We start from the raw sequence: 1,629 nt of genomic DNA on the forward strand, positions 1-1,629 counted from the left end.
ATCGGCCTTTAACGCTCAATCTCGGCCTTCTGGGCGTCGGTCAGGGGGAAGGTTTTTCCGGTTACGGGGGAATTTGTCATAATTGCCAGTCTCCATAGCGGTTAAGAGGGAATCGAGTACGCCGTTGGGCTGAATAAAATCACATAGGTTTTCCTTTCGTCCAGCAGCCCTATCGACGTAATAATCCTTATAATTTCCATATGTTGAAATATAAAAATCTTTAAAACACACTTTATTTAATAAATCATTCACATTTACACTAGAAGATGATGAGTAAATAGAAAACTCCCCTGTCAAATTATAATCTGCGCCAAGCCGATAGGCGCAATCTGGATAGCGGCCAATGCAGATTTTATCGGTCTCAGGCACCCTGTAGATCAGCACGCGCAAAGGGCTAACCCTGCACTCCCCCCAGAGAGGGTTGCAAATCCCCTCTTCTCTTCCCGAATACCGGGCAGGCATCGCTACATCGGAACGGACATACAGCAGCCGATCTCCCAGGCGATAGCGAAACATCAATGTGTCTTCGCCCGGTTCGGCAAACAGCCTGACCGCTAGAGTGGAAAAAGGGAATTTTTCGTAATACCAATCCATAATTCCGGCATAAGAAGCCATTACTATGAAAAAAAATATCCCTCCATAAACAGGGAAAAAAAGAGTCAATAAAAATGATCTGATTGGATGATTTTTTATCCACCCAAAAAGACGCTTAAGCATTTTCGATACTCCAATCTGTTAACATAAGATTCTAATGGCTGAATTAGCGCGGGCCATGACCTCCAAGCGCCGATAAATCTCGGGCCAATTCTTATCAGCCTTCAACGGCTCAATTTCCGCTTTCTGGGCATCAGTCAGCGGAAATCGCTTTTCGGTTGCGGGGGAATCGGTCATAATTGCCAGTCTCCATAGCAGTTAAGAGGGAATCGAGAACGCCATCCGGTTGGACTAAGGGGCAAATTATTTGTTGCCGTCCATAAGCTCGAGCAACATCGTAACCGCGATAATTTCCATCAGAGAAAATATGAAAATCCTCTTCGCAGGATTTTTTTATAAGATCAGAATCATTTTTATTATTTTTAAAAGACCGTATTACAAACTGCACTGTATGACTGTACGGAATATCTGGATAAAATGGACAGTCTGGATAACGACCAATACAGATTTTATCGGTATCAGGTTCTTTATAGATCAGCACTCGCAACGGAAAAACCCTGCACTCTCCCCAAAGAGGATTACAAATCGCCTCTTCTCTTCCTGAATACCGGGCCGGTCGCGCAATATCCGAGCGGACATACAACAGCCGATCTCCTAGGCGATAGCGAAACATCAGCGTGTCCTCACCCGGTTCGGCAAACAACCTGACCGCCAGATAAGAAAAAGGGAATTTTTCGTAATACCAATCTCGAGCCAATCCAATAGGAATAGCAATGGAAAGGAAAAATATAAACCCATAAACTGGGAAAAAGAGAATCAAGAAAAAGGATCTGATTGGATGAGTTTTGATCCATCTCAAAAGACGCTTAAGCATATTAAAGCCCCTTATTATTGACCCGTGTCTCGAGGGTACACCCGCTCAAGATAATAACCTGATACCGGGTACTGCGGGGGCACACGTCCCTTGATGCCAGT

The 1,629-nt window shown here is 44.4% G+C and carries 2 protein-coding genes; both read right to left on the reverse strand.

Going from position 1 to position 1,629, the window contains the following annotated elements; genetic code table 11:
- Positions 1-15 precede the first annotated feature (15 nt).
- Complete coding sequence (locus VZ95_RS24700) at positions 16-717, reverse strand: hypothetical protein (protein WP_156995485.1); 702 nt, start codon at positions 715-717, stop codon at positions 16-18.
- A gap of 130 nt (positions 718-847) precedes the next feature.
- Positions 848-1,528, reverse strand: coding sequence for a hypothetical protein (locus tag VZ95_RS24705; RefSeq protein WP_156995486.1), 681 nt, complete (start codon positions 1,526-1,528; stop codon positions 848-850).
- Positions 1,529-1,629 lie beyond the last annotated feature (101 nt).

Source organism: Elstera litoralis (assembly GCF_000963705.1).
Lineage (GTDB): Bacteria > Pseudomonadota > Alphaproteobacteria > Elsterales > Elsteraceae > Elstera > Elstera litoralis.

Bases quoted from the DNA above. Each gene is read 5' to 3' on its own strand.
- VZ95_RS24700 (WP_156995485.1), bottom strand. From the start codon at position 717: ATGCTTAAGCGTCTTTTTGGGTGGATAAAAAATCATCCAATCAGATCA.
- VZ95_RS24705 (WP_156995486.1), bottom strand. From the start codon at position 1,528: ATGCTTAAGCGTCTTTTGAGATGGATCAAAACTCATCCAATCAGATCC.